This window comes from Microbacterium atlanticum (assembly GCF_015277815.1).
Taxonomy (GTDB): domain Bacteria; phylum Actinomycetota; class Actinomycetes; order Actinomycetales; family Microbacteriaceae; genus Microbacterium; species Microbacterium atlanticum.
On the sequence record NZ_CP063813.1, the window covers coordinates 1,961,299 to 1,985,786 of the forward strand.

23 protein-coding genes are annotated in these 24,488 nt (G+C 70.8%); 6 read left to right on the forward strand and 17 right to left on the reverse strand.

Going from position 1 to position 24,488, the window contains the following annotated elements; all coding sequences use genetic code 11:
- Positions 1 to 4: 4 nt before the first annotated feature.
- The 3 genes from uvrC to IR212_RS08910 form a co-directional block, all read right to left on the reverse strand.
- Complete coding sequence (gene uvrC / locus IR212_RS08900; RefSeq protein WP_228479239.1) at positions 5 to 1,987, reverse strand: excinuclease ABC subunit UvrC; 1,983 nt, start codon at positions 1,985 to 1,987, stop codon at positions 5 to 7.
- Positions 1,988 to 1,992: 5 nt separating this feature from the next.
- Entirely contained in the window at positions 1,993 to 4,986 is a 2,994-nt protein-coding gene (gene uvrA / locus IR212_RS08905) for an excinuclease ABC subunit UvrA (RefSeq protein ID WP_420488593.1), read from the reverse strand.
- 65 nt (positions 4,987 to 5,051) lie between these two features.
- Positions 5,052 to 5,525 carry a MarR family winged helix-turn-helix transcriptional regulator gene (locus IR212_RS08910; protein ID WP_228479240.1) on the reverse strand — a complete coding sequence of 158 codons (474 nt, stop codon included), beginning with the start codon at positions 5,523 to 5,525 and terminating at the stop codon, positions 5,052 to 5,054.
- 40 nt (positions 5,526 to 5,565) lie between these two features.
- Between IR212_RS08910 and IR212_RS08915 the strand changes: the two genes are divergently transcribed.
- Complete coding sequence (locus IR212_RS08915; RefSeq protein ID WP_194395598.1) at positions 5,566 to 5,820, forward strand: hypothetical protein; 255 nt, start codon at positions 5,566 to 5,568, stop codon at positions 5,818 to 5,820.
- 84 nt (positions 5,821 to 5,904) lie between these two features.
- Here the strand turns inward: IR212_RS08915 and uvrB are convergent, their stop codons facing one another.
- Positions 5,905 to 7,986: an excinuclease ABC subunit UvrB gene (uvrB, locus tag IR212_RS08920; RefSeq protein WP_194395599.1), complete on the reverse strand. Its 2,082-nt coding sequence runs from the start codon at positions 7,984 to 7,986 to the stop codon at positions 5,905 to 5,907.
- A 105-nt stretch (positions 7,987 to 8,091) separates the two neighbouring features.
- Entirely contained in the window at positions 8,092 to 8,748 is a 657-nt protein-coding gene (locus tag IR212_RS08925; RefSeq protein ID WP_194395600.1) for a hypothetical protein, read from the reverse strand.
- A gap of 103 nt (positions 8,749 to 8,851) precedes the next feature.
- On the opposite strand from IR212_RS08925, the gene IR212_RS08930 reads away from it, so the two are divergent.
- Positions 8,852 to 9,490: a DUF4126 domain-containing protein gene (locus IR212_RS08930; protein ID WP_194395601.1), complete on the forward strand. Its 639-nt coding sequence runs from the start codon at positions 8,852 to 8,854 to the stop codon at positions 9,488 to 9,490.
- On the opposite strand, the gene coaE is transcribed toward IR212_RS08930, so the two are convergent.
- The gene (gene coaE, locus IR212_RS08935; RefSeq protein WP_194395602.1) at positions 9,487 to 10,110 is read right to left on the reverse strand and encodes a dephospho-CoA kinase; all 624 of its coding nucleotides are present in this window, start codon (positions 10,108 to 10,110) and stop codon (positions 9,487 to 9,489) included. The genes IR212_RS08930 and coaE overlap by 4 nt on opposite strands.
- Positions 10,111 to 10,644: 534 nt before the next feature.
- On the opposite strand from coaE, the gene IR212_RS08940 reads away from it, so the two are divergent.
- Positions 10,645 to 11,391 (forward strand): response regulator transcription factor, encoded by a 747-nt coding sequence (locus IR212_RS08940; protein ID WP_228479241.1) that lies wholly within the window; start codon positions 10,645 to 10,647, stop codon positions 11,389 to 11,391.
- A gap of 22 nt (positions 11,392 to 11,413) precedes the next feature.
- Here the strand turns inward: IR212_RS08940 and IR212_RS08945 are convergent, their stop codons facing one another.
- The 8 genes from IR212_RS08945 to IR212_RS08980 all read right to left on the reverse strand — a co-directional run bounded on the left by IR212_RS08945 (position 11,414) and on the right by IR212_RS08980 (position 19,627).
- Positions 11,414 to 12,580, reverse strand: coding sequence for a hypothetical protein (locus IR212_RS08945; protein ID WP_194395604.1), 1,167 nt, complete (start codon positions 12,578 to 12,580; stop codon positions 11,414 to 11,416).
- Entirely contained in the window at positions 12,577 to 14,247 is a 1,671-nt protein-coding gene (locus IR212_RS08950) for a sensor histidine kinase (RefSeq protein WP_228479242.1), read from the reverse strand. Before IR212_RS08950 ends, IR212_RS08945 begins: the two co-directional genes overlap by 4 nt.
- 93 nt (positions 14,248 to 14,340) lie before the next feature.
- Complete coding sequence (locus IR212_RS08955) at positions 14,341 to 15,006, reverse strand: hypothetical protein (protein ID WP_194395605.1); 666 nt, start codon at positions 15,004 to 15,006, stop codon at positions 14,341 to 14,343.
- Positions 15,007 to 15,102: 96 nt separating this feature from the next.
- The gene (locus tag IR212_RS08960; protein ID WP_228479243.1) at positions 15,103 to 15,672 is read right to left on the reverse strand and encodes a GIY-YIG nuclease family protein; all 570 of its coding nucleotides are present in this window, start codon (positions 15,670 to 15,672) and stop codon (positions 15,103 to 15,105) included.
- A 130-nt stretch (positions 15,673 to 15,802) separates the two neighbouring features.
- On the reverse strand, positions 15,803 to 17,251 hold the full coding sequence (rpsA, locus tag IR212_RS08965; protein ID WP_194395606.1) for a 30S ribosomal protein S1: 1,449 nt from the start codon (positions 17,249 to 17,251) through the stop codon (positions 15,803 to 15,805).
- A 265-nt stretch (positions 17,252 to 17,516) separates the two neighbouring features.
- Positions 17,517 to 18,293, reverse strand: a complete 777-nt coding sequence (locus IR212_RS08970) for a PH domain-containing protein (RefSeq protein WP_194395607.1) — start codon at positions 18,291 to 18,293, stop codon at positions 17,517 to 17,519.
- Between the two features lie 2 nt (positions 18,294 to 18,295).
- The gene (locus IR212_RS08975; protein ID WP_194395608.1) at positions 18,296 to 18,463 is read right to left on the reverse strand and encodes a hypothetical protein; all 168 of its coding nucleotides are present in this window, start codon (positions 18,461 to 18,463) and stop codon (positions 18,296 to 18,298) included.
- A 114-nt stretch (positions 18,464 to 18,577) separates the two neighbouring features.
- The gene (locus tag IR212_RS08980) at positions 18,578 to 19,627 is read right to left on the reverse strand and encodes a zinc-dependent alcohol dehydrogenase family protein (protein ID WP_194395609.1); all 1,050 of its coding nucleotides are present in this window, start codon (positions 19,625 to 19,627) and stop codon (positions 18,578 to 18,580) included.
- A gap of 105 nt (positions 19,628 to 19,732) precedes the next feature.
- On the opposite strand from IR212_RS08980, the gene IR212_RS08985 reads away from it, so the two are divergent.
- Positions 19,733 to 20,026, forward strand: coding sequence for a DUF503 domain-containing protein (locus IR212_RS08985; protein WP_194395610.1), 294 nt, complete (start codon positions 19,733 to 19,735; stop codon positions 20,024 to 20,026).
- Position 20,027: 1 nt separating this feature from the next.
- Here the strand turns inward: IR212_RS08985 and IR212_RS08990 are convergent, their stop codons facing one another.
- Positions 20,028 to 20,672 (reverse strand): SDR family oxidoreductase, encoded by a 645-nt coding sequence (locus tag IR212_RS08990; RefSeq protein ID WP_194395611.1) that lies wholly within the window; start codon positions 20,670 to 20,672, stop codon positions 20,028 to 20,030.
- Positions 20,673 to 20,855: 183 nt separating this feature from the next.
- On the opposite strand from IR212_RS08990, the gene IR212_RS08995 reads away from it, so the two are divergent.
- Positions 20,856 to 21,851, forward strand: a complete 996-nt coding sequence (locus IR212_RS08995; protein WP_194395612.1) for an IS481 family transposase — start codon at positions 20,856 to 20,858, stop codon at positions 21,849 to 21,851.
- Here the strand turns inward: IR212_RS08995 and IR212_RS09000 are convergent.
- Complete coding sequence (locus IR212_RS09000) at positions 21,848 to 23,320, reverse strand: APC family permease (protein ID WP_194395613.1); 1,473 nt, start codon at positions 23,318 to 23,320, stop codon at positions 21,848 to 21,850. The genes IR212_RS08995 and IR212_RS09000 overlap by 4 nt on opposite strands.
- Positions 23,321 to 23,384: 64 nt before the next feature.
- Positions 23,385 to 23,789 carry a VOC family protein gene (locus IR212_RS09005; RefSeq protein ID WP_194395614.1) on the reverse strand — a complete coding sequence of 135 codons (405 nt, stop codon included), beginning with the start codon at positions 23,787 to 23,789 and terminating at the stop codon, positions 23,385 to 23,387.
- 68 nt (positions 23,790 to 23,857) lie between these two features.
- Between IR212_RS09005 and IR212_RS09010 the strand changes: the two genes are divergently transcribed.
- Positions 23,858 to 24,439: a TetR/AcrR family transcriptional regulator gene (locus tag IR212_RS09010; RefSeq protein ID WP_194395615.1), complete on the forward strand. Its 582-nt coding sequence runs from the start codon at positions 23,858 to 23,860 to the stop codon at positions 24,437 to 24,439.
- The last annotated feature ends 49 nt before the right edge of the window (positions 24,440 to 24,488 follow it).

Genomic DNA, 24,488 nt, shown 5'->3' on the forward strand with positions numbered 1-24,488 from the left:
CAGCCTAGTCACTGGCGGCGGCGGCGTGCTCCCGCGCGGGCGCCTCCTGTCCGTCCGGCAGTGCCGGCGACTGTGCGAGGTGGGCCTGGATCGCGGCCGCGAGTTTGGGGCCGACCCCGGGAAGCTCGGTGATCTCGTCCGCGGTCGCGTTCTTCAGGGCGCTGACGGAGCCGAAGTGCCGCAGCAGCGCCTTGATCCGGGCCTCCCCGAGTCCCGGCACCTCGGCGAGCACGCTCTGGATGTCGCGCCGCCGACGCTTGCGCTGATGGGTGATGGCGAAGCGGTGCGCCTCATCGCGAAGCCGCTGCAGGAGGTAGAGGGCCTCGGAGGTGCGTGGGAGGATCACCGGGAAGTCCTCCCCCGGCAGCCAGACCTCCTCGAGGCGCTTCGCGATCCCGCACAGGGCGATCTCCTCGTGCCCGGCGTCCCGGAGCGCACGAGCGGCCGCCTCCACCTGCGGCTTCCCGCCGTCGACGACGAGCAGCTGCGGACGGTACGCGAACCGGGGACGCTTGCGCGTGGTCACCACGGGCTCGTCTCTTTCGGCTGGCGCCGCGGCGGCGGCATCCGTCGCCTGGTCCTGCTCTTCCGGACGGTCGAGGTGTGCCAGTCGCCGGGTGAGCACCTGATAGAGCGAGTCGGTGTCGTCGGTCGTCTCCCCCACGCCGAACGAGCGGTACTGGTCTTTGCGGGGCAGGCCGTCCTCGAACACCACCATCGACGCGACGACGTTCGTGCCGCTGAGGTGCGAGACGTCGAAGCATTCGATGCGCAGCGGCGCTTCGGCGAGGTCCAGCGCCTCCTGCAGGTCGGTGAGCGCCTGTGTCCGGGCGACATAGTCGCTGGTGCGCCGCGTCTTGTGCAGCATCAGCGCCTGCTGCGCGTTGAGGGTGGCGGTGCGCATGAGGTCGGCCTTGCGCCCGCGCTGGGCCACCTGGATCGTCACGGCCTTCCCCCGCCGGGTGCGCAGCCACTCCTCGAGGTCGGCGGCGTCCTCGGGCATGGCGGGGACGAGCACCTGCCGCGGGATGTCGGCGCTCGCCGCATTGCCGTAGGTGCGCTGCAGCACCTGGTCGACGAGGTCTCCCCCGGAGATGTCGATCTCCTTCTCGATCGTGGTGGCCCGGACGCCGCGCACGCGACCCCCGCGCACGACGAAGTGCTGCACGGTCGCGGCGAGCTCGTCCTCGGCGATGCCGAAGAGGTCGGCGTCGGTGTCGGCCGCCAGCACGAGGGCGCTCTTGTTGAGCACGGCGTCGATCGCCTGCAGTCGGTCGCGGTACCGAGCGGCGGCCTCGTAGTCCATGGCGGCGGATGCCTCGCGCATGCGGGCCGTGAGCTCCTTGGTGAACCGCTGGTCGCCGCCGGACATGAAGGCGATGAAGTCCTCGACGATCGCGCGGTGCTCCTCGATCGTGACCTTCATCGAGCAGGGCCCGCCGCAGCGGCCGATCTGGCCGGGGAAGCACGGCCGCCCGGTGGACATCGCCTTCTTGTACGACGAGTCGCTGCAGGTGCGGATCGGGAACACCTTGATCATCAGGTCGATGGTGTCGTGCACCGCCCACACCTTCGGGTACGGCCCGAAGTACTTCGCCCCTGAGATGCGGCGGTTGCGCGTCACGATCACCCGCGGCGCCTCATCGGCCAGCGTGATCGCCATGAAGGGGTAGGACTTGTCGTCGCGGTACCGCACGTTGAAGGGCGGGTCGAACTCCTTGATCCACTGGTACTCCAGCTGCAGCGAGTCGACGTCGGTGGCCACGACCGTCCACTCCACCGAGGCCGCTGTGGTGACCATGCGCCGCGTGCGCTCGTGCAGCGTGTGCAACGGCGCGAAGTAGTTCGAAAGGCGTGCGCGGAGGTTCTTCGCCTTGCCGACGTACAGCACGCGGCCGTCGCCGTCGCGGAAGCGGTAGACGCCCGGGTTGGTGGGGATCTCTCCGGGCCTCGGCTTGTAGGGGACCGTGGGAGCCGATCGCGCCATACCGCTCAGCCGGCCCTGCGCACTTCGACGGGCTCGGCGACCTGGGAAGCGGGCTCGGCGACCGGGCCTGCCGGCGCGCGGACCCCGAGCACCTCCGCGAGGAAGGCACCGGTGTGGCTGCCGGTGACACGGGCGACCTGCTCCGGCGTGCCGGTCGCGATGACCTGCCCGCCGCCGGCTCCGCCCTCCGGCCCCAGGTCGATGACCCAGTCGGACGACTTGATGACGTCGAGGTTGTGCTCGATGACGATGACGGTGTTGCCCTTGTCGACGAGTCCGTTGAGCACCTCGAGGAGCTTGCGGACGTCTTCGAAGTGCAAACCGGTCGTCGGCTCGTCGAGCACGTAGATCGAGCGGCCGTTCGTGCGCCGCTGCAGCTCGGTCGCGAGCTTCACGCGCTGCGCCTCGCCGCCGGACAGCGTGGTGGCCGACTGGCCGAGCCTCACGTACCCGAGGCCGACGTCGACGAGCGTCTTGAGGTAGCGGTGGATCGCCTGGATCGGCTCGAAGAACTCCGCCGCTTCGGCGATCGGCATCTCCAGCACCTCGGCGATGTTCTTGCCCTTGTAGTGCACCGCGAGCGTGTCGCGGTTGTACCGCTTGCCGTGGCACACCTCGCAGTCGACGTACACATCGGGCAGGAAGTTCATCTCGATCTTGATCGTGCCGTCGCCCGAGCACGCCTCGCACCGGCCGCCCTTGACGTTGAAGCTGAACCGGCCCGGCTGGTAGCCGCGGACCTTGGCCTCGGGCGTCTCGCTGAACAGGGTGCGGATGCGGTCGAACACGCCGGTGTAGGTCGCCGGATTCGATCGCGGCGTGCGGCCGATCGGCGCCTGGTCGACGTGCACCACCTTGTCGAGGTTGTCCAGCCCGGTGACCCGGGTGTGCTTGCCCGCCACCCGCCGGGCGCCGTTGAGCCGCGTCGCCAGCACTTGGTACAGGATGCCGTTGACCAGCGACGACTTGCCCGAGCCGCTCACCCCCGTGACAGCGGTCAGCACGCCCAGCGGGAAGTCGACGGTGACGTTCTTGAGGTTGTTCTCGCGCGCGCCGACGACGCTGACCTGACGGCTCTTGTCGATCTTGCGGCGCTTCTTCGGCGTCGTGATCGCGCGCCGGCCTGCGAGGTAGTCGCCGGTGATCGAGCCGGAGTCGGTGAGCAGCACGTCGATGGGGCCGGAGTGCACGACCTCGCCGCCGTTCACACCCGCGCCGGGACCGATGTCGACGATCCAGTCGGCGGCATGGATGGTCTCCTCGTCGTGCTCGACGACGATGAGCGTGTTGCCGAGATCGCGCAGCGCCACCAGCGTCTCGATGAGTCGCCGGTTGTCGCGCTGGTGGAGCCCGATCGACGGCTCGTCGAGGACGTACAGCACGCCCGTCAGGCCGGAGCCGATCTGCGTCGCGAGGCGGATGCGCTGCGCCTCACCCCCGGAGAGGGTGCCGGCCGCGCGACTGAGGCTGAGGTAGTCGAGGCCGACGCGTATGAGGAAGTCCAGGCGCACGCGGATCTCGCGCAGCACCTGCGCGGCGATCGTCGCCTCGCGCTCGGTCAGGGTCAGCTGGGCGAAATACTCGCGCGCCTCACCGAGGCTCAGGTGCGAGGCATCCGCGATCGAATGGCCGTGGACGAGGACCGCCAGCACCTCCGGCTTCAGCCGGTCGCCGTTGCACACGGGGCACGGCACCTCACGCAGGTACTCCGCCCAGCGCTGGCGCTGCGTGTCGGATTCCGCCTGCGTGTACTGGCGCTCGATGTAGGGGACGACGCCCTCGAACCCCGAGGAGTACCGCATCTCGCGACCGTAGCGGTTCTTCCACTTCACCGTGACCTTGTAGTTCTCACCGCGCAGCACCGCCTCGCGGACTGCCGACGGGAGGCGCTTCCACGGCGTGTCGAGCGAGAAGCCCAGGTCGCTCGCGAGCCCCTCGAGCAGGCGCTCGTAGTACTGGAAGAGCCCCTTGCCCTGCGTCGTCCACGGGATCAGGACGCCGTCGCGGATCGACAGGTCCTCGTCGCCGAGCATCAGCTCGACGTCGACCGACATGCGCGTGCCGAGCCCGGAGCAGGCGGGGCAGGCGCCGAACGGGGCGTTGAACGAGAACGTGCGCGGCTCGATCTCGGTCAGCTGGAGCGGGTGGCCGTTCGGGCAGGCGAGCTTCTCGGAGAACGACTGCCACGCCGCATCGCCCTCTTCGTCGACGAAGTTGATCTGCAGCACGCCGCCGGCGAGCGACAGCGCCGTCTCGACCGAGTCGGTCACCCGGTCCAGGATGCCGGGCGCTGCCACGAGTCGGTCGACGACCACGGCGATGTCGTGCTTGTAGCTCTTCTTGAGCGTCGGCGGCTCCGCCAGCTGGATCAGCTCGCCGTCGACGATCGCGCGGGCGTAGCCCTTCGCGCCGAGCTCCTTGAAGAGGTCGACGAACTCGCCCTTCTTCTGGGTGACGACCGGCGCGACGATCTGGTATCGCGTGCGCTCGGGCAGCTCTATGAGCTGGTCCGCGATCTGCTGCACGGTCTGCCGCTGGATGACCTCGCCGCACTCCGGGCAGTGGGGCACGCCGATGCGCGCCCACAGCAGACGCATGTAGTCGTGGATCTCGGTGATCGTGCCGACCGTGGAGCGGGGATTTCGGTTGGTCGACTTCTGGTCGATCGAGACGGCGGGGCTCAGCCCCTCGATGAAGTCGACGTCGGGACGGTCGACTTGGCCGAGGAACTGCCGGGCGTAGGCACTGAGCGACTCGACGTACCGGCGCTGCCCCTCGGCGAAGATCGTGTCGAATGCCAGGCTCGACTTGCCCGAGCCCGACAGGCCGGTGAACACAACGAGGGAGTCCCGCGGGATGTCGAGGTCGACGTCCTTGAGGTTGTGCACGCGGGCTCCGCGGACGCTCAGCTTTCCGCTGCCGCCGCCGAGGGCGGTCGAGAGGTGCGCGGAGGCGCTTCCGGGGGTGTTTCCGGGCAGGGCGACAGGGACGATGGGCACCAGACAAGTGTAGGCGGGGCCTCCGACATGGGGCCCGTGAGCCGTTCGCCGGGGGCGAAGAGCCGTCAGCGCTCGGCCCGCGCCGGTTCCGCGTGCGACGCCGCGCCGGCGAAGTCCTGGAGCGCGTCCCGCAGCGCCGCCACCTCTGCCACGCTCATGCCGGTGCGCGCCATCACCTGCTCCGGCACCTGCAGCGCCTGGCGCCGGAGCGCCCTCCCCGCCGCGGTGAGTCCGATGTCGAGCACCCGCTCGTCGCCGTCGCGACGCGCGCGCGACACCAGTCCCTGCGCCTCCAGGCGCTTGACCAGGGGGGACGCGGTCGCCGGCTCGAGCGCCAGCTCGCGCGCGATCTCGCCCAGCGACTGCGGCGAGCGTTCCCAGAGGGCGAGCATCACCAGGTACTGCGGATGGGTGAGACCGAGCGGCTCGAGGAGCGGGCGGTACAACCCCACGACGTTGCGCGCCGCGGTCACCAGCGCGAAGCACAACTGGTTGTCGAGCTTCAGCAGATCATCGGGCGTCGGGCGATCGGTGGTCACGGCGGAAGTCTAGTTCGCGAATCGTTAGTACACTAAAGACATGCCGAATCCGGATGCCGCCGCTCCCGACCGTCGCCCGCTCCGAGAGCGCGTCCGTGACGCCGGCGGCTGGTACGCCTACCTGAACGCGAACCTGATCCGCCTCGCAGGTCCGGCTCAGGTCGGACCCTACGAGACCGCTCCTGCGCCCACCGCGGCCGAGCGCGCGGAACGGGGGTGCCCGCTGTGCGGCGCGCCGATCGCGCAGCACACCTTCGACCGGTCGGGTCCCAAGCCGCTCATGCACTGCCCATAGTGGGGGCGCGGCGTCCCTCCTCGACACGAGTCGGCCAGCTGCGCGATCGGCGTGTGTCGAGGCCCCCGCGCGGCGGCTCACGCCTCAGGCGTGCCCCGCTCGCTCCATCGCGCGCAGCTCCTTCTTCATCTCCTGCACCTCGTCGCGCAGACGGGCGGCGAGCTCGAACTTCAGCTCGCCCGCCGCGGCGAGCATCTGCTGGCTGAGATCGGCGATCGTGGCCTCCAGCTGCTCCGCCCCCTCGGCGGCGATGCCCTCTCGGCGCAGCTGCGGAGTCGGGCTCTTGCCGACGCCGGATTTGGTCTTGGACGCCGCCTTGCCGCGCAGCATCCGATCGGTGTCCGATGCCTCCCGTGCCAGCACCTCGGTGATATCGGCGATGCGCTTGCGCAGCGGCTGCGGGTCGATGCCGTTGGCGGTGTTGTAGGCGATCTGCTTCTCGCGGCGCCGGTCGGTCTCTTCGATCGCATTGCGCATCGAGTCGGTCACCGTGTCGGCATACATGTGCACCTGGCCCGACACGTTGCGCGCCGCACGACCGATCGTCTGGATGAGAGAGGTGCCGCTTCGCAGGAACCCCTCCTTGTCGGCGTCGAGGATTGACACGAGCGACACCTCGGGCAGATCGAGACCCTCCCGGAGCAGGTTGATGCCGACCAGCACGTCGTAGACGCCCGCCCGCAGCTCGCTCAGCAGCTCCACCCGGCGGAGCGTGTCGACGTCGGAGTGCAGGTAGCGGACCCGCACGCCGTGCTCACCGAGGAAGTCGGTGAGCTCCTCCGCCATCTTCTTGGTCAGCGTCGTCACCAGCACGCGCTCGTCGCGCTCGACGCGCACCCGGATCTCTTCGAGGAGGTCGTCGATCTGGCCCTTGGACGGCTTGACGATGATCTCGGGGTCGACCAGGCCCGTGGGCCGGATGATCTGCTCGACCACGCCGTCGGCGATGCCCATCTCGTACCGCCCGGGCGTGGCCGACAGGTACACCGTCTGCCCGACGCGGTCCTTGAACTCGTCCCACCGCAGCGGGCGGTTGTCGAGGGCGCTCGGCAGGCGGAACCCGTGCTCGACGAGCGTGCGCTTGCGGGACGCGTCGCCCTCGTACATGGCGCCGATCTGAGGCACGGTGACGTGCGACTCGTCGATGACCATCAGGAAGTCGTCGGGGAAGAAGTCCAGCAGCGTGTGCGGGGGCTCACCGGGCATACGGCCGTCGAGGTGACGCGAGTAGTTCTCGATGCCCGAGCAGAAGCCGAGCTGCTGGAGCATCTCGAGGTCGAACGTCGTTCGCATCCGCAGTCGCTGGGCCTCGAGGAGCTTGTTCTGCGACTCGAGCTCTTTCAGGCGCTCCTCGAGCTCGTGCTCGATCGTGCCGATCGCGCGCTGCACGGTCTCGGTGCCGGCCGCGTAGTGGGTCGCGGGGAAGATCGGCACGGAGTCCAGCCGCTGCACGACGTCGCCGGTGAGCGGATGGAGCATGAAGAGCGCCTCGATCTCGTCGCCGAACATCTCGACGCGGATGGCGTACTCCTCGTACACGGGGATGATCTCGATGGTGTCGCCGCGCACGCGGAAGTTGCCGCGTGAGAAGTCGACGTCGTTGCGGTTGTACTGCATCGCGATGAACTTGCGGATCAGCGCGTCGCGGTCGTAGCGCTCCCCCACCTGCAGTGCCACCATCGCGCGCAGGTACTCCTCGGGCGAGCCGAGGCCGTAGATGCACGAGACGGTGCTGACGACGACGACGTCGCGGCGGCTGAGCAGCGAGTTGGTCGTGGAGTGCCGCAGGCGCTCGACCTCCGCGTTGATCGAGGAGTCCTTCTCGATGAAGGTGTCGGTCTGCGGGACGTAGGCCTCGGGCTGGTAGTAGTCGTAGTAGCTGACGAAGTACTCGACGGCGTTGTTCGGCATCAGCTCGCGGAACTCGTTGGCGAGCTGCGCGGCCAGCGTCTTGTTGTGGGCGAGGACGAGCGTCGGCCGCTGCACGGCCTCGACGAGCCACGCGGTCGTGGCGGACTTGCCGGTGCCCGTCGCGCCGAGCAGAACGACATCGGTCTCACCGGCGTTGATGCGCGCAGCGAGCTCGGCGATCGCCTGAGGCTGATCGCCCGATGGCGCGAACTCGCTGATGACCTCGAAGGGCCGCACGGATCGTGTGGTCTGCACCCGATCCAGCGTAGGCCGCACCACCGACACCGGGGTCGCGTTCGCCGCGAGCGGATGCCTCCGTCCCCGCGCCGCACCGGGGCACGCGACTGCGCGCCTGGCCGGTCAGCCGAAGCCGCCGCCGCCGTCGAACCCGCCGAACCCCCCGCCGTCGAAGCCCGCGAACCCGCCGCCGTCCATGCCGGAGCCGCCGTCGAACCCGCCCGCGCCGCCGTCGAACCCGCTCGATCCGGGGTCGAACGTCTCGGCGACCCAACCCGGCTCGGAGGCGAGCTGCAGCGAGCCGGCACCGACCGTGTAGTACGCGGCGACCGAGCTCGACAGCAGGAACTGGTTCGCGACGAGGGCCATCACGCCGACGTTCATCAGCATGGCGCGGGGGTCGACCCCGTCGCGGGGATCGCCGTCGACGACGCCGACCGCCGTGCGCGCCGTCTCCGCAGGGGCATGGGTCGCGGCATCCGTCCCCGCCTCATGAGAGCGGCGCGCGCGGTGCTCCTCCGCGCGGCGGACGAGCCGTGCGATCACCGTGGGATCCTCCGCCGCGGCGTCGCGCTCGGAGTCGGCCAGGAAGGGCCGGAGCTGCTCGAACATCTCGCGGCGGCGCTCGGGCGGCACGTCCTTGAAGGCCGACGCGTGCGCGCTCTCGATGACCGATGCGGGCAGGCTGTTCAGCAGGTACACGTAGCGCGCGATGCGCTCCTCCTCGGTCGTCGACTGATACGGGGTGCGACGCCGCCGGAATCTCGAGAACACGCCCATGTGACACCTCCTCGCTCCGCTTCCAGGCTACGCCGCACGGCGCCCGTCGGGTATCGCGGACGGCGGTCCCGCCGCGGCAGTCGCGGGATCCTAGAGTGGACGCGTGCTGGAGTTCATCGTCGGGTCGGGGCTCGCGACGGCCGCGGGCTTGAACGCCTGGATGCCGCTGTTCGTGCTCGGGATCGCCGATCGCCTCGTCCCGGCCGTCGAGCTCCCCGCCGGATGGGCGTGGCTCTCGTCGGACGTCGCCCTCTGGGTCGTGGGGATCCTGCTGGTCGTCGAGATCGTGGCCGACAAGATCCCGGCGGTCGACTCGGTCAACGACGTCATCCAGACCGCGGTGCGACCGGTGGCGGGCGGGATCGCGTTCGGCGCGGGGTCGAGCGCCGAGACCGTCCGCGTCGACGATCCCGACCTCTTCACCGGCACGGCCTGGATCCCGATCGTCGTCGGCGTCGTGATCGCCCTGGCCGTCCACGTGGCCAAGACGGCGGTGCGACCGGCGGCGAACGTCGCCACCGCCGGCATGGCCGCCCCCGCCCTCAGCACGGCTGAGGACGCGACATCACTGGGCCTGTCCGTGTCCGCGCTCGCCCTGCCGCTCGTGGCGCTGGCCATCATGGTCGCCTTCGTCGTGGCGGTGACGATGGCCCTGCGCGCCCGAGGTCGTCGGCGCCGCGACGCGAAGACGACGGATGCTTCGCCCCCGGCGCCTTCGGATCCCCCGAGCGGCCGGGACTAGCGCGCCGACGCGCGCCGGGCCACGTGCTCGGGCAGGCGCCGCCACAGCTCGTCCGTCTGACGCAGCGTCTCGTCGAGAGCGCCGCCGGTGTCGATGACCACGTCGGCGACGCGCAGACGCGCCTCGTCGGGAACCTGCGAGCCGATCCGCGCCTCGGCCTCCGCCTGGGTGAGCCCGCGCAGCTCGACGAGCCGCCGCGCCCTGACGGCAGCGGGCGCGTGCGCCACCACGACGAGCTCCCAGGGGTCGTCGACGCGCGCTTCCACGAGAAGCGGAACGTCGTAGACGACGACCGCCGAGGGGTCGGCCGCGAAGGCCTCGGCGAAGCGGCGCGCCGACTCCGTGCGCACGGCCGGGTGCACGATCGCGTTCAGGCGTGCGATCGCGGCGTCGTCGCCGAACACGCGGCTTCCGAGCGCCGCACGGTCGAGCGATCCGTCGGGGCGCAGCATCCCGGCGCCGAACTCCCTCGCGATGGCAGCGAGCACGGCTGAGCCCGGCGACTGCACCTCGCGGACGATCTGGTCGGCGTCGACGACGACGGCGCCGTGTCCGGCGAGGCGGCGGGCGACGGTGGACTTCCCCGAGGCGATGCCTCCGGTGAGGGCGACGAGCGGCATCTCTCGAGGATGCCATGCGGCCTGTCGCTTCGGCGCGCGGGGACTCCGGCAAGCCTGCGGACTTCTTGAGGCTGCGCTGAGCGGGAGTTGAGGGGCCGGGAGTAGCGTCGGGGACACCCGAAGGACAGATCCGCAGGTGCGGAGCTGGGGAGGGCGGAAGATGACCGTCGGACGCGACCACGTTGCGCACGACGCCGATTCGCCCCTCCGCACACGCCGCATCTCCCGTCCGCTGGACGGCAGGAGCGGTGGGGTCGTCCGGGAGTGCGGGCCGGCCGCTCGCGTGGGGACGAAAGCGGCCAGGCTCCGCACGCCGAGGACGCGCGTGGGGCGGGGTGTGGGGGCATCTCCCGCCCTTCGCGCGCCCTGTCGTTCGCACACCACGAGCCGCCGCTCACACACCACCGCCTCCCTCCATCCTCACCCCCTCCGGTGATGCACGATCGACCCCGCGGATTCCAGAGCGTTTTCTGGGATATCATTTCGGACGTCCGCGAACGGTCGTCCGCAACCCCGCGCGGGGAAGGTGCAACGGTGGAGGAATCTCGGGTCGCCGTCGTCATCGAAGACGAGGCAGATATCCGGTCGCTGCTGTCCACGGTCCTCGGACAAGCCGGATTCGAGGTTCACGACGCCGCCAACGGCGCAGACGGCGTCGAGCTCGTCCGCGAGCGCCGACCGCTGGTGACCACCCTCGACGTCAACATGCCCGGGATGGACGGCTTCGAGACGGCCAAGCGCATCCGCGCCATCAGCTCGACCTACATCGTGATGCTGAGCGCACGCACGGAGGAGATCGACGCGCTCCAGGGGCTGGAGGCGGGTGCCGACGACTACGTCGCCAAGCCGTTCCGGCCTCGGGAGCTGCGCGCGCGGATCGATGCGATGCTGCGCCGCCCGCGTCACGTCGCCCCCGCCGAGCAGACAGCCGACAGCGCTCCCCCGGCGACGGACGACGGCGCGTGGCTCGAGCACCGCGGCCTCCGGCTCAACGCCGAGACGCACATCGTCTGCGTTGACGGGAACGACATCGAGCTCACGCGCAGCGAGTTCGACATCCTCGCCGACCTGCTGGTCGCAGGCAGGCGGGTGCGCGCGAAGGCCGACCTCGCGATCATGCTGCGCGGGGATCAGTACACCGTGAGCGACTTCGTCAGCGACAGCGACGCGCGCGCGATCGAGGTGCACATGGCCAACCTGCGGCGCAAGCTCGGCGAGTCGCCGTCCCAGCCGCGGTGGATCGAGACGGTCCGCGGCGTCGGCTACCGCCTCACCGCCTGAACGCCGCGACCGCGTCGGCCGCTCACTCCCCCTCGTCGACGAGCACGGACGTCTCGACGTTCGCCGCCGCCCTGCTGGCGGCGTCACGCGCGACGCCGATGAGGTGGACGGGCTCGTATCCCGCCGTGTCGCTCAGCGCGACCCCTACGCCCACCACCGGTATCACGCCTTCGCCCACCTTGGCGAGGTCGTCGAAGAGCGCGCGGTAGATCGCGCCGGCCTGCCGCCTGGCCTCTGCCCCGGACGAGACGCCGAGCGCCACCACCAGGCCGGTCGGGCCGTCCTCGGCCACGACCGCGTTGGTGGGTGCGTGCCGACGCACCCCGGCGCGCCACGTCTCCGACACCGCGCCGGCGACCTCGCTGCCGAACGCGGTGGAGATCTGGTCGAGGTCGTCCAGGCGCACCGAGGTCACCGCGACCAGTTCCCCGCGTCGCCACGCCCGATCGCACAGACCGTCCAGGACCCCCTGGAAGGAGTGCGCGTCGACGATGCCCGAGTCGGCCTCCCCCGGCGACGCGCGCGCCAGGTACCCGCGCATCGGAGCACGGCTCGCGCGCAGCACCGAGGTCACGACGACCGCGACGATCGTGAGGGTCACGGTGAGGAAGCTGGTCGGGATGGTCCCGAACGCCGTCTGGAACAGGGCGCTGTCGGGTCCCGACGTCACGAACGCCGAGGTGCGCGAGACGTAGTACAGCGACTGGAATCCGAGGACCGCGCCCAGGACCCACGCCGTGCGGGACTCGCGCATGTCGCCTTGGAAGCACTCCGCGGCACCGGCGGCGGCGAAGGCGAGGAGCGGCACGAACATCCACAGGGCCCCTGCCCAGTCCCCGCCGCTCTCGCCTTCGACAGCGACGGCAGCGACTGCGCCGAGGGCCGCGGCGGCGACGACGAGCGACGCCCACCGGATGCGGCGCCCGTTGAAGCGGCGGCATCCGAGCCACATGCACCCGGTTCCGACCACGAAGGCGGCGTTTCCGACGGCGATCGCCCACCAGGCGCCGTCGGCGAGCACCCACACCGTGTACGCGAGGGTCGTCAGCATGCCCGCGAGGAACGCGATGGACCAGATCCGGCCGGCGCCCTCGTCGCGGCGGAGGATGGTCTCGATGATGAACACCACGCCGCTCACGTTGACCACGAGAGCGGTGATCAGGTGGATGCTGGCCAGATCGAGCGTCATGATCCCTCTCCTTCCGGGGGCTGGGCGGGGAGCTTCACGATGAAGGTCGATCCCACGCCGGGCGCGGTGTGCAGGGCGAGCTCCCCGCCGTGAGCGCGCACGATGTCCCGGGTGATGGCGAGCCCCAGCCCGGTCCCCGCGCGCCGCTCGCCACCGGCCTTGTAGTAGCGCTGGAACAGCCGGGAGCGGTCCGCATCGGAGATGCCGACCCCGGTGTCGCGGACCAGGATCCAGCTCGAGGTACCGTCGCTGGTCGTGCCGACGAACACGGTGCCACCGTCCTTGTTGTAGGCGATGGCATTCGACACGAGATTGTCGACCACCTGCCGCAGACGCAGCGGGTCGGCCCAGGCGCTCGCCGGCTCGAGCCCGGTCTGGTCGATCGTGATCGCCCGCGCGGCAGCGCGGGGCGCCGCGTCGGCGGCGGCCGCACCGATCAGCTCGCGCAGGTCCAGCAGCTGGGGAACGAGGGAGGCCTCGACGGAGGAGGGCGACGAGCTCGACGCGGCGAGGATGTCGGCGACAATCCGCAGCAGCCGCTCGGCGTTGCGCTCGGCGACGTCCAGCCCGGCGCGCACGGCCTCCGGCGTGTCGGGGTCTTCGATCGCCAGGTCCAGATAGCCGAGGATCGACGTCAGCGGTGTCCGCAGCTCGTGCGAGACGGACGCCACGAGGTCGTCACGGGCGCGGAGCGCGGTCAGCTCGGCCGTGACGTCGCGCGAGACGACCACGGCGCCGGCGTCCTGGCCGTCGGGGTCGATGATGCGTCGCGCGGTGATGTTCAACGCGCGACGCGGTCCGGGCTCCTCACCGAACCACACCACCTGATCGTCGAACGCCTCGCCGCGGCGGGCGCGCTCCAGCGGAAGCTCGTCCGGCGGGAGGCGGGAGGTGCCGTCGTCTCGGAAGGCCGGGACCTTGGACGCCTCGCCCGGCTCCAGTCCGAGCTGCAGGCGGCCATGCGCCTCGTTGTTGATGGTGACGCGCCCGTCCGGGCGCAGGCGCACGACGCCGAAGTCGACGGCGTCGAGCACCTCCGTGACGACCTGCTCCTGACGGCGGGTGCGTGCCAGCACGCTGCGCAGCAGCTCGGACTGCTTCGCCAGCAGCATCCGCTGGGCATCCGAGCGGCGTGCGTTGAGATGGCTGGTCGCCGCCACGGCGATCAGCACGAGCGGGAGCAGGAACGTGCGGTAGGTGACCTCGGTCGCGCTCAGTGCGGCCAGCACGCTGGCGATGCCGGCGATCGCCACGATCACCCCCGACAATCCGAGCAGCCCGAATCCCCCGGCCAGCCAGGTGGTGGGGAAGATCCACAGCAGACCGAGCACGGTGTCGGGCGCTGCGATCTGCATCAGGGTGATGGCGAGGATGTCGACGGCCGGGACCAGGGCGACCCAGCCGTAGCTGATGCGCCCCCACGGGATGACCAGCGTGGCCGCGGCGACGACGATCACGATCACCACGCCGAGGAAGAACAGCAGCGGGTCGCCGGTGAAGGGCCCGATCGCCACGAGCACGCCGAGCACGAAGACGACACCTGCCAGCAGCAGCTGGTTGAGCGTCGCGGTACGACCCCGCGTGCCGTCGGCTGCTTCGGGCGCCGTGACTCCCGGCCGCGGGCGGCCCATGAGCACGCTGGATTCGCGCGGTCTCGCGGCGGTCATAACGCGACGCTAACGGATGCCGGCCCTCCCGTGTGCGAGGGGCGCGCGCGGCGCTCACCGCCCGCCGGCGGCGACCGCGGCGGACCTTTCGCGTCAGAAGCCGAAGTCGCCGCCGAAGTCTCCGAAACCGCCCATGTCGCCGGCGGCGTCCCCGCCCCATCCCGAGCCCGGGTCTCCCCACCCGGCGTCCGCGCCGCCGCCCGCGTCCGCCCCGACGTCCCCGGAGCCGTCACCGGCCGATGAGCCGTCCTCATAGCCCTGCCCGTCCGCGAAGGCCGGTGCCATGAACGAGCTGACCAGCGCCGAGCCGATGACGTAGCCGACGACGGTGCCGAGGATCGACGAACCCAGCATCGACCCGAACGACGGGCCGCCGCCCTGTCGCTGCGGGCCCAGCGTGCGCTCAATGAAACCCGGATTCTGGTACTCCGCTCGCGTCGCCGCGCGCGCCATGGTCTGGGGGTCGGTCGAGCGGGGCTGCTCGTACGGCGGCAGGCTGGCCGAGAGCTCCGCGAGCACCTGCTGCCGCTGCGGCTCGGTCAGCCTCGCGAAGGCCTCGGCATGCACCTGCTCGATCGTCTCGGGCGGCGCCGTGCGCAGCAGGTAGCGGTACCGCTCGATGGCGATCTCGTCCTCGCTCCGCGGGGGCTGCATGCCGGGCTGGGTCCGCGGCGGCTGTCCGCCGTAGGCGTTCTGCGGCACGGGCGGCGCCTGACGCGCGTCATCCGAGCCGCCGAAGAGTCGATCGAATAGTCCCATGGTCTGCTCCGTCCTGCGGGGTCCTTCACACGGTAGGGGCGCTTCCTAGGAACCTGCTGGAGGGCCGGTCGCCCGCCGCCCCCGCGCCCGAGGTCCTCACCCGTGCGCGGCCAGCGCCTCGCTCACCCATCGCGCATGCTGCTGCCACGGGTCATCCACACCGGCGGCGAGCGCGGCGATGTGCGCCGCGAGCGTCTCGGAGCGCCGGAACCACTCAGTGCGCGGGTGGCGGTCGGCTGCGAACTGGCGGTGCCGGCGCTGCTCGAGCGCGCGTCCGCCCCGCTCGAAGGCGAGCAGCTCGTCGTGCCAGATCGCCGACAGGCGCTGCCGCGGGTTGGCGCTGGTGCCGATCTTGACGCGGTCGGCATAGCCCAGGTAGTAGACGACCTCGACGCGCGGCGGCGCCAGCTCGGCATCGGGGACATCGCCGTGGCGCCATTCGCACACCGCGCAGAGCCATCCGGACGGATACCGCACCCCCAGCCGCGACCCGCAGGCCAGGCAGGGCGCGGGCAGCACATCGGTGAGGCCGTACTCCGCCGCCACCCACTCCCCCGCGATGGCGAGATGCCGTTCGCACAGGGGCAGCGGGGAACCGCTGGGCACCGGGCCGCGGCATCCGCCGTCGTCGACAGCGCAGCGTGAGGTCGTGGGCGTGTCAGGCACACCGCGACGGTACCCCCGGCCACCGACGCCCGCCCGAGGCGGGTCGCAGCAGGTATGCGAGAAGGCCGCCACCGGCGGGTGACGGCCTTCTCGGACCGGGGTTCAGCGAACCCGGCGACTCAGCTCGGGATCAGCGACCCGAGAGCTTCTCACGCAGAGCCGCGAGGGCCTCGTCGTCAGCCAGCGTGCCCGCAGGGCCGCTGTCGGACGAGAACGACGACGCGCCGGTCTCGACCGGAGCGGCCGCCTCGGCCTCGAGGGCCTTGGTGACGGCAGCCTTGTGAGCCTCCCAGCGCGCGTGGGCGGCGGCGTACTCCTGCTCCCACTTCTCACGCTGCTCATCGAAGCCTTCGAGCCAGGCGTTGGTCTCGGGGTCGAAGCCCTCGGGGTACTTGTACTCGCCGTGCTCGTCGTACTCCGTGACCATGCCGTAGAGCGCCGGGTCGAACTCGGTGCCGTTGGGGTCGACCGACTCGTTCGCCTGCTTGAGCGAGAGCGAGATGCGGCGACGCTCGAGGTCGATGTCGATGATCTTGACGAAGACCTCTTCACCGACCGAGACGACCTGCTCGGCCAGCTCGACGTGCTTGCCCGACAGCTCGGAGATGTGCACGAGGCCCTCGATGCCGTCCGCGACGCGGACGAAGGCACCGAACGGCACGAGCTTGGTGACCTTGCCCGGCGCGACCTGTCCGATCGCGTGCGTGCGGGCGAAGACCTGCCACGGGTCCTCCTGCGTCGCCTTGAGCGACAGCGAGACGCGCTCGCGGTCGAGGTCGACCTCGAGGATCTCGACGGTGACCTCCTGGCCGACCTCGACGACCTCGGACGCGTGCTCGATGTGCTTCCACGACAGCTCCGAGACGTGGACGAGACCGTCGACGCCACCGAGGTCGACGAACGCACCGAAGTTGACGATCGACGAGACCGTGCCCTTGCGGACCTGGCCCTTGTGGAGGTTGTTGAGGAACGTGGTGCGCGACTCGGACTGCGTCTGCTCGAGCAGCGCACGGCGCGAGAGCACGACGTTGTTGCGGTTCTTGTCGAGCTCGAGGATCTTGGCCTCGATCTCCTGGCCGAGGTACGGCGTGAGATCGCGCACGCGGCGGAGCTCGATGAGCGACGCCGGCAGGAAGCCGCGCAGGCCGATGTCGACGATCAGACCGCCCTTGACGACCTCGATCACGGAGCCGGTGACGACACCGTCGTTCTCCTTGATCTTCTCGACGTCGCCCCAGGCGCGCTCGTACTGGGCGCGCTTCTTGGAGAGGATGAGGCGGCCTTCCTTGTCCTCCTTCTGGAGAACGAGGGCTTCGACCTCGTCGCCGACCTTGACGACCTCGTTCGGGTCGACGTCGTGCTTGATGGAGAGCTCGCGCGAGGGGATGACACCCTCGGTCTTGTAGCCGACGTCGAGGAGCACCTCGTCGCGGTCGATCTTCACCACGGTGCCTTCGATCAGGTCGCCGTCGTTGAAGAACTTCAGGGTCTTCTCGACCGCGGCCAGGAAGTCCTCAGCAGAGCCGATGTCGTTGATCGCGACCTGCTTGGTGGCCGTGGCGGTCGTTGCGCTAGTCATGTAGTGGGTTGTCCTTGTTGGGTTGGGAGTCGGGCCGCGGCTTTCAGCGGCAGCCGGCCGCGCGGACGCGAACGGATGCCTCCAGCCGAGGCGAGGCGGATTGTGTAAAGCGATGCCACCCGGCCCAGCCGGGATCCCGGCACCGGCGCAAGCCGGTACTCAGGCGTGGCGAAGCAGCCACACGAGTGACGCTCCAGGGTATCAGAACGCGCGGGTCATCCGCGATGTTCCCCGGCATCGCGGCGCGAGACGCGCGGAGGGTGCCTCAGCGCGGCAGATCGATCGGCGCGGTGCTGGTGCGATCGGGGTCGAAGACCTCGCTTCTGGACGCCGGCTCGCCGCGCAGCTGCGCGAGCCGCTCGTCCTCGCGCCGCTGCGCCTCGGCGAGCCAGTCCCAGCCCGAGGCGGGGCCCGATGCCCGCGCCTCGGGAACCGGCGCGGTCGACGGCCGCTCGCGTCCGAGGTCCACGGTGGCGGACGGCATGGCGGGGGTCGTCGCCGGCGGGAGGGCGGGGGCGATCGCTGCACCGGCGAACTCCGGACGACCGGCCGCTCCGCGGAGGCCCGCCTGCTGGATGACGCGCTGGATCGTCAGGCCGCGGCCGTCGGGATCCCCGACGTAGCGGATATCGCGGAGCCCCTGCTCCTGGGCGGCGGACTCGAACACGAAGTGGCCGTATCCGACGATGCGCCCGATGACGGGCTTGTGGACGGAGATGTCGAGGATGCGCGTGAGCGGCATGGTGGCGATGCGCTGCGACACGATGCCGTGCACCCGGAACACCCGCATGTTGGTGATCACGAACCGGTCGGTGTGCTGCTCGAAGAGGCGCCACACGGCGTGGACCGCGACGGCCCCGCCGAGGAGGGCGGGGACCCACCACGCCTGCGCCGGGACCGAGAAGGTCAGGAGGAGCACCACCACGCCGGCGAAGAGCTCGAGCGCCGCCGAGACGCTGGCGGCCCAGTGCTTGCGCACCTCGTCGACGATCCGCTCGCCCTGATCGGTGATCAGGTGCTTGTCGATCCGCGGATCGAACATCGTCAGCCCTGGGCGAGGGCCACGAAGAAATCGGTCACGGCGACGCCGGCGCCCCACACGGCGCCGATGGCGCCCTGCACGGCGTTCGCCGCGTCCTGCGGCCGCGTGATCAGGTAGAACGCCGCGAACGCGATGACGAGCACCAGCACGATGCGCTTGACGAGCTTCACGGTTCGGATGTCCCTTCGACTTCTGCTGTTCTACCGCACGCCGCGGCGCGCGGCCGCAGGCTCGCGGGCGCGTCGCGGATCGCGAATCCGGCACGTGGCGCGCCGGGCGACGCCTCAGGGCCTCAGCAGCACCTTGATCGCGCGCCGCTCATCCATGGCGGCGTAGGCCTCCGCGGCCTCGGACAACGGGAGCTCGAGGTCGAAGACCCGCCCCGGCCTGATCGCACCCGACCGCACGTCCGGCAGCAGTTCGTCGATGTAGCCCCGCACCGGGGCGACCCCGCCGTTCACGCCGACGTTGCGGTCGAACATCTGGCGCACCGGGAGCTCGGGACCCCCGTTGGGGACGCCGACGTAGCCGACCATCCCGCCCGGGCGAGCCGAGCGCAGCGCCTGATCCATCGACTCCTTGGTGCCGACGCACTCCAGCACGCGGTCGGCGCCGATCCCGTCGGTGAGTTCACGCACGGCCTCGACGCCGGCATCCCCGCGCTCCTGCACGATGTGGGTCGCGCCGAACTCGCGCGCGAGCGCCTCACGCTGCGGATGCCGCGACATCGCGATGATCGTGCCGGCGCCCAGCCGCTTGGCCGCGATGATCGCGCAGAGTCCGACCGCGCCGTCTCCCACCACCGCGACGCTGTCGCCGCGGCGCACGCCTGCCGAGACGGCGGCGTGATGGCCGGTGCCCATGACGTCGCTCAAGGTGAGCAGGCCGGGGATCTCGTCGTCTGCCACCGGTCCCGGCACGACGGCGAGCGTGCCGTCGGCCAGCGGCACCCGCACCCGCTCGCCCTGGCCGCCGTCCGCGAAGCCGCCGAAGCGGTCGTCGCTGCCCCACCATCCGCCCGCCAGGCACGACGTGCTGACGCCGTTGCGGCAGTTCGCGCACGTGCCGTCGCAGACGTAGAACGGCGCGATCACGAAGTCGCCGCGCCGCACCACCGCGACGTCGGGTCCGACCTCCTCGACGACGCCGACGAACTCGTGCCCGATGCGGTGGGGCTCCTTCGTCGGGGTCACCCCGCGGTAGGGCCACAGGTCGGAACCGCACACGCACGCGGCCGCGACGCGCACGATCGCATCGGCGCCGGTCGACAGCACCGGATCGGGAACGGACTCCACGCGGATGTCGCGGGCGGCATGGATCACGGTGGCGAGCATGCACCCCAGCCTACGGGCCGGCGGCGGGGCGGGCGCGGCGACGCCGGCCGGGTGCGCGCCCGGCGTGCGGATGCCCAGTCCCCCGCGCCCTGCCAGCATGGACGCATGTGGATCGGGTGGATCGAATTCGACCTGCTGCTGGGCGAGGTCCGGTCGCTGAAGGAGAAGCGCAGCGTGCTGAGGCCGCTGGTCGCCGAGCTCAGCCGCCGCACCGAGGCCGCTGCCGCCGAAGTGGGCGAGCACGACCTGCACCGGCGCGCGAGGATCGGCGTATCGGTGGTGGCGTCCGGGTCGTCGCATGTGCGGGATGTCCTCGACCACGCCGAGCGGTTGGTCGCCGACCGGCCGGAGGTGACTCTGCTCTCCGCCCACCGCGGGCTGCATTCGAGCGAGGACTGACTCAGCCGGCCACCGCGTGGCCGATGACCTCGTCGCCGCTGCCGAAGCGGATGGTGCGTCCGATCGTCGAGTCGTCGGCGATGGATGCCGCGATCACGGCCGCGACGTCCGCCCGCGGCACCTCGCCGGGGCTTGGGGGGTCGATCGCGATCCGCCCTGTCGGTGCATCGAGCGTGAGCGTCCCCGGAGCGAGGATGGTCCAGTCGAGCTCGCTCTGTGCGAGATGCGCGTCGGCGGCCCACTTCGCATCCGCGTAGGGGAAGAAGGAGCTGTCGCGATCGACGCCGTGGTCCTCGCGCGAGCCGATCCACGACACCATCACATAGCGCAGCACACCCGCGGCCGCTGCCGCGTCCATCGATCGGATCGCCGCGTCGCGGTCGACGGCGTAGGTGCGCGCGGGATCGCCGCCTCCGGCGCCGGCGGACCAGACGACGACGTCGTTCCCGGCGATCAGGTTGGTGAGCTGGCCGAGGTCGAACGACTCGACGTCGGCCACGAGCGCCTGGGCGCCGGTCGCCGCGACGTCGTCCGCCTGGTCGGCGTGGCGGATCACGGCCGTCACGGTGTGGCCGCGCGACACCAGCAGGGGCTCGAGCAGCAGCGCGACCTTGCCGTGACCGCCGATGATCAGGATGCGGGCCATGGGACTCCCTCCGTCGGACCACCCAGGCTACGCCTGCGCGCGTCGGCGGAGGCGGCCCCCGCCTAGGTGTGATGTCCAGGGACGTTGTTGCGTGAATCGCGTGTGATCTGCTGACGGGCGAAGGCCTCCCGTTGCGAGAGTGGAGCTGTCTAGGAACCGCTCACGCATCACAGGAGGCCTTCGTTGTCCCACGCTAACGCTGCTCTGACCCCGCGCGCTCGTCTGCGGCTGGCCAAGCTCATCGTCGAGGAGCATTGGCCGGTCGCCGTCGCGGCGAAGATGTTCATGACCTCACCGCCGACGGCGCGCAAGTGGGCGGCCCGGTTCCGGGCCGAAGGGCCCGCGGGAATGATTGACCGGTCCAGCCGGCCGCGCTCGATGCCGACCAAGACGCCGCCCGCGACAGTGAAACGGATCGTGCGGTTGCGGTGGCGTCGGCGGCTGGGGCCGGTGCAGATCGCCGGCGAGCTCGGCGTTCCCGCCTCAACGGTGCATGCGGTGCTGGTGCGGGCCCGGATCAACCGGCTCAGCCACATCGACCGGGTCACCGGCGAGCCGATCCGCCGCTACGAACACGACCATCCCGGATCCCTGATCCACGTCGACGTCACCAAGTTCGGCAACATCCCCGACGGCGGCGGCTGGCGCTACGTCGGCAAGCAGCAAGGCAAGAAGAACAAGCAGCGCGCCGCCCGCGCCGGCGCCGGATACACCGAGAAAGGGCATCCCAACATCGGCACCGCGTTCCTGCACACCGTCATCGACGACCACTCCCGCGTCGCCTACGTCGAGATCTGCAGCGATGAGCGCGCCGTCACCGCGATCGGCGTGCTCGAACGCGCGGTCGCATGGTTCGCTGACCGCGGCGTCACCGTCGAGCGAGTCTTGTCCGACAACGGATCGGCCTATCGCTCCCACGCCTGGAAAGACGCCTGCGCCATGCTCGGCATCCGACACAAACGGACCCGCCCCTACCGCCCGCAGACGAACGGGAAGATAGAACGCTTCCATCGCACCCTCGCCGACGGCTGGGCCTATGCCCGCTTCTACCCCTCAGACACCGAGCGTCGCGCCGCGCTGCCCGGCTGGCTGCACTTCTACAATCAGCACAGGCGCCACTCCGCCATCGGAGCCCCACCCTTCAGCAGACTCAACAACCTGCCTGGACATCACACCTAGGAGTCCCGGTGGTCGGCGTCAGCACGGCGGTCGCCGCCGGGCGCGCCGGTCGCGGCATCCGTCACCACGTCCCCACGTGCGAGAAGACTGTGCCGCCGGCCCCACAAGAGGTAGAAGGCGAGCACGACGGCCACCCAGACGCCGAACCACGCATAGGTCGACCAGCCGAGTCCGGTGATGAGGTACACGCACGCGAGGATCGACAGCACGGGCGTCACCGGGTAGCCCGGAACGCGGAACGCCCGCGGCAGGTCGGGACGGGTCCGCCGCAGGACGATGACTCCGACCGAGACGACGATGAACGCCACCAGCGTGCCCATCGACACGAGATCCCACAGGCTCGACAGGGGGATGAAGCCCGCGAGCGCGGCGACAGCGATCGCGACCACGACGGTGGCGAACACCGGGGTGTGCGTGCGGGGATCGACACGCGCGAACGCGCGGGGGATCAGCCCGTCGCGGCCGATCGCATAGAGGATGCGCGTCTGGCCGAACAGCGTGACCAGCGTGACGGAGAAGATGGAGATGACCGCACCCGCCGCCAGCACGGTCGCGGGCCACTGCGCGCCGAGCACATCGCTGAGGATCACCGAGAGACCTGCGCTCTGCTGGTCGGGGTCCTCGAACCGCGTCCACGGCTGCGCGCCCACCGCGGCGACCGCGACGAACAGGTAGACGGCGACGACCGTGCCCAGCGCGATGAGGATGGCGCGCGGCAGCGAGCGCTGGGGATCGCGCACCTCGTCGCCCGCCGTCGACACGGCGTCCAGGCCGATGAAGGTGAAGAAGATAGTGCCCGCGGCCGCGGTGACGCCGGCCGCACCGTAGGGTGCGAAGTCCGCGAAGTTGTCGGCCTGGAACGCGGTGATCGCGATCGCCCCGAACATCACGAGCACCGCGAGCTTGATGACGACCATCACCACATTGACGATCGCCGACTCGCGCGTGCCGCGGATGAGCAGCAGCGCACACAGTCCCACCAGGACGACGGCCGGCAGGTTGATGACCCCGCCTTCGAGCGGGCCGACCGTGAGGGCGGCCGGGATGTCCCATCCGAGCAGGTCGCCGACGAGCCGGTCGAGGTAGCCGCTCCAGCCCGAGGCGACGGCGGCGGTCGACACGCCGTACTCCAGCATCAGGCATGCGGCCACGCCCATCGCCACGATCTCGCCGAGCGTGGCGTAGGCGTACGAGTAGGTGGAGCCCGACACCGGCACGGCGGACGCCATCTCGGCGTAGCAGACGGCCGAGAGCCCCGCGGCGACAGCCGCCACGACGAAGGCGAGCATGACCGCGGGTCCCGCGAGCGGCACGGCTTCGTGCATGACGAAGAACACGCCCGTGCCGACGGTCGACCCGACGCCGAGCATCGCGAGCTGGAAGGTGCCGATGCCGCGGGTAAGACCGCCGGGCGCAGCCGCCGGCGGGGCCACGGGCTTGCGACGGAACAGCTCCTGGGCCCGGCTCATCGATGTGTCCTCCTCCGACGCGACTGCATGAGTCTAGGCGGGCCCGGAGGGCGGATATGCAGGGTCAGGAGAACGCCGCCCGGAAGTCGTCGGAGGGCTCGATGGGCTCGATCACATCCACGAGCACGTCGCCGGGTGCGACGAGGATGAAGTGACGCTGGCCGAAGGGCTCGTCTCGGAGGGCGAGCACGCACGGCAGCCCAGCGTCGGCTACCAGACGCTCGTACGCCGCCCGGGCGTCGTCGACTTCCACGTTCAGCAGCACTCCTCGCGCGGGAACGCCGAACCCCGCCGGGATCGTGTCGTGGTCGCTGGCGAGGAACGCCAGCTCCGCCGCGTCGCGCCGCAGGCTGACGTACCAGTCCGCGGCGAACGTGGGCGCGAACCCCAAGTGCTCTTCGAAGAAGCGGGCGGCAGCGGGGGCATCCGTCGTCATCACGACCGGATAGAAGCTGGTCATCGTCTCCATGGTCTCTCCTTTACGTACACTGTGTCGGTAAGCTGAACGATACATACTCGACGTACGTAAAGGAACCCATGCCTCGCGCAAGCGCTGCCGACGCCGCCGAGACCGCACGACGAGTGCTGGACATCGCCCGCGAGAGGTTCTCGGCGGAGGGCTTCGCCGCGGCATCCGTCGACGACATCGCTCGCCGGGCGGGTGTCACGCGCGGTGCCGTGTACCACCACTACGACGGCAAGCCGGCACTGTTCCGTGCCGTCGCCGCGCAGCTGCAGAGCGAGATCGCGGCTCGCGTCGTCGCGACCGCGGAGCAGGAGACGGATGCCGCGGCTCAGCTTCGCGCCGGAAGTCACGCCTTCCTCGACGCGATCACCGACGACCGCGCCGCGCGGGTGCTCCTCGTCGACGCACCCGCGGTCCTCGGCTGGGCGCAGTGGCGAGAGCTGGATGCCGCCGCCTCGGGGCGCGAGCTGCGCGAGGCCGTCGAGGCGCTGGGCACGGTGCCGCCCGACCTCGTCGACGCGGTCTCGCAGCAGCTGAGCGGCGCCATGAACGAGGCCGCGCTGCGCCTCGCCGACCGGCCCGACGACGTCGCCGCGCGGGACTGCGCCCACCGGGCTCTCGACCTGCTGCTGGACGCCGTGGCGCCGCGCTGACCTGCGCGCGTCGCGCTCCGGCCGATCACCGGTCCGCGCGCGCCGCCCT

Coding starts and splice junctions, on each gene's coding strand:
- IR212_RS08985 (WP_194395610.1), top strand. CDS start 19,733: ATGTGGATCGGGTGGATCGAATTCGACCTGCTGCTGGGCGAGGTCCGG.
- IR212_RS08915 (WP_194395598.1), top strand. CDS start 5,566: ATGCCGAATCCGGATGCCGCCGCTCCCGACCGTCGCCCGCTCCGAGAG.
- coaE (WP_194395602.1), bottom strand. CDS start 10,110: ATGCCGCTCGTCGCCCTCACCGGAGGCATCGCCTCGGGGAAGTCCACC.
- IR212_RS08990 (WP_194395611.1), bottom strand. CDS start 20,672: ATGGCCCGCATCCTGATCATCGGCGGTCACGGCAAGGTCGCGCTGCTG.
- IR212_RS08945 (WP_194395604.1), bottom strand. CDS start 12,580: ATGACGCTCGATCTGGCCAGCATCCACCTGATCACCGCTCTCGTGGTC.
- IR212_RS09010 (WP_194395615.1), top strand. CDS start 23,858: ATGCCTCGCGCAAGCGCTGCCGACGCCGCCGAGACCGCACGACGAGTG.
- uvrC (WP_228479239.1), bottom strand. CDS start 1,987: ATGGCGCGATCGGCTCCCACGGTCCCCTACAAGCCGAGGCCCGGAGAG.
- IR212_RS09005 (WP_194395614.1), bottom strand. CDS start 23,789: ATGGAGACGATGACCAGCTTCTATCCGGTCGTGATGACGACGGATGCC.
- rpsA (WP_194395606.1), bottom strand. CDS start 17,251: ATGACTAGCGCAACGACCGCCACGGCCACCAAGCAGGTCGCGATCAAC.
- IR212_RS08950 (WP_228479242.1), bottom strand. CDS start 14,247: ATGACCGCCGCGAGACCGCGCGAATCCAGCGTGCTCATGGGCCGCCCG.
- IR212_RS09000 (WP_194395613.1), bottom strand. CDS start 23,320: ATGAGCCGGGCCCAGGAGCTGTTCCGTCGCAAGCCCGTGGCCCCGCCG.
- IR212_RS08980 (WP_194395609.1), bottom strand. CDS start 19,627: ATGCTCGCCACCGTGATCCATGCCGCCCGCGACATCCGCGTGGAGTCC.
- IR212_RS08970 (WP_194395607.1), bottom strand. CDS start 18,293: ATGTTCGATCCGCGGATCGACAAGCACCTGATCACCGATCAGGGCGAG.
- IR212_RS08955 (WP_194395605.1), bottom strand. CDS start 15,006: ATGGGACTATTCGATCGACTCTTCGGCGGCTCGGATGACGCGCGTCAG.
- IR212_RS08925 (WP_194395600.1), bottom strand. CDS start 8,748: ATGGGCGTGTTCTCGAGATTCCGGCGGCGTCGCACCCCGTATCAGTCG.